Origin of the sequence: Streptomyces sp. FH025 (assembly GCF_017427025.1) — a bacterium.
GTDB lineage: Bacteria > Actinomycetota > Actinomycetes > Streptomycetales > Streptomycetaceae > Kitasatospora.
Window position 1 is genome coordinate 1 of the sequence record NZ_JAFLNG010000604.1, and the last position, 4,779, is coordinate 4,779.

5 protein-coding genes are annotated in these 4,779 nt (G+C 72.3%); 3 read left to right on the forward strand and 2 right to left on the reverse strand.

Annotation, left to right across the window (positions count from 1 at the left end; translation table 11 throughout):
* Positions 1 to 155 precede the first annotated feature (155 nt).
* Both J0670_RS30330 and pyrE read left to right on the forward strand, forming a co-directional pair.
* On the forward strand, positions 156 to 1,241 hold the full coding sequence (locus J0670_RS30330; RefSeq protein ID WP_207814929.1) for a CoxG family protein: 1,086 nt from the start codon (positions 156 to 158) through the stop codon (positions 1,239 to 1,241).
* Positions 1,242 to 1,296: 55 nt separating this feature from the next.
* Entirely contained in the window at positions 1,297 to 1,833 is a 537-nt protein-coding gene (gene pyrE, locus J0670_RS30335) for an orotate phosphoribosyltransferase (protein ID WP_196950620.1), read from the forward strand.
* Positions 1,834 to 1,938: 105 nt separating this feature from the next.
* On the opposite strand, the gene J0670_RS30340 is transcribed toward pyrE, so the two are convergent.
* On the reverse strand, positions 1,939 to 2,655 hold the full coding sequence (locus J0670_RS30340; RefSeq protein ID WP_207814931.1) for a DedA family protein: 717 nt from the start codon (positions 2,653 to 2,655) through the stop codon (positions 1,939 to 1,941).
* Between the two features lie 322 nt (positions 2,656 to 2,977).
* Between J0670_RS30340 and fbaA the strand changes: the two genes are divergently transcribed.
* Entirely contained in the window at positions 2,978 to 4,000 is a 1,023-nt protein-coding gene (gene fbaA / locus J0670_RS30345) for a class II fructose-bisphosphate aldolase (RefSeq protein WP_207814935.1), read from the forward strand.
* A 117-nt stretch (positions 4,001 to 4,117) separates the two neighbouring features.
* Here the strand turns inward: fbaA and J0670_RS30350 are convergent, their stop codons facing one another.
* On the reverse strand, positions 4,118 to 4,537 hold the full coding sequence (locus tag J0670_RS30350; protein WP_207814937.1) for a DUF3151 domain-containing protein: 420 nt from the start codon (positions 4,535 to 4,537) through the stop codon (positions 4,118 to 4,120).
* Positions 4,538 to 4,779 lie beyond the last annotated feature (242 nt).

Below are 4,779 nucleotides of genomic sequence, written 5' to 3' on the forward strand. Positions count from 1 at the left end.
GAAGCCGGGGCGGCGGTGCGGGCCGCCCCCCGGACCTCCACCTGCGGCAGCGGGCGGCGAGGAAAGGTCGGGCGGCGCTCGATCCACCGGGACGGGGAAAAGTCGGGCGGTGGTGGGTGGGGACCGGACGGGACCCAGTCGGTAGGCTCCGTGACATGGAGCATGAGGTTGTCGTCCCGATGTCCGCAGAGCTGGTGCGGCAGGCCTTGCAGGATCCGGCGCTGCTGGCGCGGAGCGTGCCGGGGCTGAGCACCGAGCCGGCGGCGGTCGGCAGTGGGCCGGCCGAGGAGATCGGCGGGCGGCTGAAGCTGCGCGTCGGCGGCTCCACGATCACGTACAAGGGCGTGCTGTCGCTGATCGAGGGCCGGGAGGGCGTGCTGACCGTGTTCGCCGAGGGCCAGGAGGCCCGGGGCAGCGGGGAGGCGACCGCCACCGTGCGGGTCAGCGTCCTGCCGGGCGCCGAGGACGGCACCGCGACGATCCGCTTCACCGGCGACCTGAGCGCCACCGGCCGGCTGACCGAGTTCGACGCCGAGACGCTGGACACCACCGGCCGCCGACTGCTGGACCGGTTCGCCACCGCGCTCACCTCCCCGGAGGCCGAGCCCGCGGCGGACCTCGACGCGGACCTCGACGCGGACCTCGACGGCGACGAGGAGGCCGCCGAGCGGACCGCCGAAGAGAGCGCCGAGGAGACCGTCGCCGAGGAGCGGACCGACGCCGAGGTCGTCTCCATCGAGGAGCACCTGGACCAGCCCGGCGAGGACCTCGACGACGACCTCTCCGACCTGATCGCCTTCTCCGACGCCGACGCCGAGCGCTTCGGCCTCCCGATCGGCTCCGCCGACGACGAGGACGAGGACGCGGAGGACGACGAGGACGCGGAGGAGGACGAGGACGACGAGGCCCGGGGCGGCCACCAGGACGAGGTCGCCGAGGAGCTCCCCGTCGAGCCGCTGTTCGCCTACGAGGACACGCCGGAGCTCAGCGGCCCGGTCCGCCGCAGCATCGTCGGCCGGTCGGCCGAGGAGGTGGACCACGCCCCGCCGCGCGGCCGCTACGCCCCGGCGCTGCCGGCCCGCAGCGCGCGGGCCCGGGCGGCGTCCCGCTGGGGCGGCGAGGCCGGCGGCATCGTGGTGCCGGGCACCGGCGGCCGCAGTGCGGTGCCGTGGGTGATCGGCGGCTCGGTGGCGCTGCTGGGCGGCGCCGTGGTGCTGGTCAGGGCGCTGCGTCGGCGCTGAGCCGCGCGGCGCCGGGTACGGCCGCAGGGCAGGGCAGGCCCTAGACTGAACGCTCATGAGCAACGACCGCGACGCCCTGCTGGCACAGATCAAGGACAAGGCCGTCGTGCACGGCAAGGTCACCCTCTCCTCCGGCAAGGAGGCCGACTACTACGTCGACCTGCGCCGGATCACGCTGGACGGCGTGGCCGCCCCGCTGGTCGGCCGGGTGATGCTGGACGCGACCTCGCACCTGGAGTACGACGCCGTCGGCGGTCTGACCCTGGGCGCCGACCCGGTGGCCACCTCGATGCTGCACGCGGCCGCCGCGCGCGGGCGTCAGCTGGACGCCTTCGTGGTCCGCAAGACCGGCAAGGCGCACGGCCTGCAGCGCCGGATCGAGGGCCCGGACGTGAAGGGCCGCCGGGTGCTGGCGGTCGAGGACACCTCCACCACCGGCGGCTCGGTGCTGACCGCCGTCGAGGCGCTGCGCGAGGCGGGCGCCGAGGTGGTCGGCGTCGCGGTGATCGTCGAGCGCGGTGGCGCGGCCGCCGTCGAGGCGCAGGGCCTGGAGTACGTGACCGCGTACGACCTGGCCGACCTGGGCCTCTGACCTCCGCGGACGCCCGCACACGTACGCACAACGCGAAGGGCCGGGCCCCGTTTCACGTGAAACCACGTGGAACGGGGCCCGGCCCTTCGTCCGTCGCCCTGAGGTTCAGCCGCGCCGGTGGCGTCCACTGCCGGCCTGCACGGCCTCGGCGTCGGTCTCGGCGCCGCCCGCCTTCTTCTTCCGCCGCTCCCGCATGACCTCGATCAGGATCGGCGAGATCGACAGCAGGACGATCAGCAGCACCGCCGGGATCAGGTACTTGTCGATCACCGGGGCGAGCGCGTCACCGAAGAAGTAGCCGATCAGCAGCATGGACTCGGTCCACAGCACACCGCCGACGACGTTCCAGACGAAGAAGGTCCTGGCGGGCATCTCCAGGGTGCCGGCCACCGGGTTCAGGAAGGTGCGGATGATCGGCATGAAGCGGGCCAGCACCACGGCCTTGCCGGAGCCGAACTTGTTGAAGTACTCCTCCGCCTTCACCACGTACTCGCGGCGGAAGATCTTCGAATCGGGCTTGTCGAACATCTTCGGTCCGACCTTGGCGCCGATCAGGTGCCCCAGCTGGGCACCGGCGACCGCCGCGATCGGGCAGCCGACGAGCAGCACGGCGATCGGCAGCCTGGCGCCCTCGCCGAGCACCGAGGAGGCGGCGCTCGAGGCGGCGACACCCGCGAGGATCAGCAGCGAGTCGCCCGGGAAGAAGAAGCCGACCAGCAGGCCGGTCTCCGCGAAGATGATCGCGATCAGCCCGATGGCGCCGAGGGACGAGATCAGGGATTTGGCGTCGAGCAGGTTGACGGCCAGCTGGTTGTAGTCCACGGGCGCAGGATAGCGGGCGCGTCTTGCCGGCGACTTCCGGCCGAGCCCCGTCGACGGGTTCCGGCCGAGTGCCCCGGTACGGCGTTCCGACAGGCGGGCTCCTGCTGACCTGCGGGCACGAGTCTGGGAAGATGGCACAGGCGTCCGGTCCGCGGCGGTCACCACCCTCATGGCCGTACCGCGGTGGCCGCCTCGAACCTTGGTGCCGGAGAGCCACACCGCAGCGCCGCGCGTCGGCGGGCCGGCACGGAGTCGTCACGAAGGCGTACAAAGCGTCGGACAGCACCCGTCCGTACGCCGCAACCCGACAGGAGCGGATCGCATGCCCATCGCAACTCCCGAGGTCTACAACGAGATGCTGGACCGGGCCAAGGCTGGCAAGTTCGCCTACCCGGCCATCAACGTCACCTCGTCGCAGACCCTGCACGCCGCACTGCGTGGTTTCGCCGAGGCCGAGAGCGACGGCATCATCCAGATCTCGACCGGTGGCGCGGAGTTCCTGGGCGGCCAGCACAACAAGGACATGGTGACCGGCGCGGTCGCGCTCGCCGAGTTCGCGCACATCGTCGCCGCCAAGTACGACGTCACGGTCGCGCTGCACACCGACCACTGCCCGAAGGACAAGCTGGACGGCTACGTCCGCCCGCTGCTGGCGATCTCCGCCGAGCGCGTGGCCAAGGGCCGGAACCCGCTGTTCCAGTCGCACATGTGGGACGGCTCGGCCGAGACCCTGTCCGACAACCTGGCCATCGCCCAGGAGCTGCTGGCCCAGGCCGCCGCCGCGAAGATCATCCTTGAGGTCGAGATCACCCCGACCGGCGGCGAGGAGGACGGCGTCACCCACGAGATCAACGACGAGCTGTACACCACCGTCAACGACGCCGTGCGCACCGCCGAGGCGCTGGGCCTGGGCGAGAAGGGCCGCTACCTGCTGGCCGCCTCCTTCGGCAACGTGCACGGCGTGTACAAGCCGGGCAACGTCGTGCTGAAGCCGGAGCTGCTGCGCGAGCTGCAGGACGCGATCGGCAAGCAGTACGGCAAGACCGACCCGTTCGACTTCGTCTTCCACGGCGGCTCGGGCTCCTCGCCGGAGGAGATCGCCACCGCGCTGGAGAACGGCGTCGTGAAGATGAACCTGGACACCGACACCCAGTACGCCTTCACCCGCCCGGTCGCCGGCCACATGTTCGCCAACTACGACGGCGTGCTGAAGGTCGACGGCGAGGTCGGCAAGAAGAACACCTACGACCCCCGCACCTGGGGCAAGCTGGCCGAGGCCGGCATGGCCGCCCGCGTGGTCGAGGCCGCCGAGCAGCTGCGTTCGGCGGGCAAGCGCCTGAAGTGAGCAAGCGCCTGAAGTGAGCAAGCGCCTGATGTGAGCGCGGTAGCCGCGTGAGACGCGCGTGCCCCCGGCGGTCCTCCGCCGGGGGCACGGTCGTCTCCGTCCGTCACTCGCCTCGGACTACGGCTTGAGCTCCGCGTACGCCTCCGCGCTGCTGTCCTTCAGGAACTGCCAGCAGCGGGTCTCCTCCTCCGTCTCCTTGATCGCGCCGGCCGCCCGGGCGAGCGCCGCCAGGCAGCGCAGGAAACCGCGGTTGCCGCGGTGCTCCCACGGCACCGGCCCGTGGCCCTTCCAGCCGTTGCGGCGCAGCGCGTCCAGGCCGCGGTGGTAGCCGGTCCGGGCGTAGGCGTACGACTCGACGTAGCGGCCGGCCGCGAAGGCGTCGTCGGCGAGCATGGCCCAGGCCAGGCAGAAGGTCGGGAACTCGGCCGCCACCTGGGTCGGTGAGGCCGACTCCTCCGCCAGCATCCGGTAGGGCTGCTCGTCCTCCGGCAGGAGGGTCGGTTCGGGGCCGTCGAGTAGGTTCCTGTGAATCGCCATGCAGTGCAGTCTGCCACCCGGGGCCCACGGGTCAACCGCCCCTGCCCGGGATCGGCCGACCGGCTGGGCCCGGTCCGCTCCCGGGCAGCTGCGTGCCGTCCACCGGGGACATGGACATTCACCCGTTCGCATGCCAAGGTGTCGGTCGTGCCCGCAGCCCGACCCGCCCGGCGAGCCGACCCGGCTCGGAACTCCGGTGGCGGCCGTAGACGTCGCCGGGCGCGCCGCAGGATCGGGCCTGG

What these genes read in the sequence shown, in the direction of transcription:
- J0670_RS30330 (WP_207814929.1), top strand. Translation starts at nt 156, where the DNA reads ATGGAGCATGAGGTTGTCGTCCCGATGTCCGCAGAGCTGGTGCGGCAG.
- pyrE (WP_196950620.1), top strand. Translation starts at nt 1,297, where the DNA reads ATGAGCAACGACCGCGACGCCCTGCTGGCACAGATCAAGGACAAGGCC.
- fbaA (WP_207814935.1), top strand. Translation starts at nt 2,978, where the DNA reads ATGCCCATCGCAACTCCCGAGGTCTACAACGAGATGCTGGACCGGGCC.
- J0670_RS30350 (WP_207814937.1), bottom strand. Translation starts at nt 4,537, where the DNA reads ATGGCGATTCACAGGAACCTACTCGACGGCCCCGAACCGACCCTCCTG.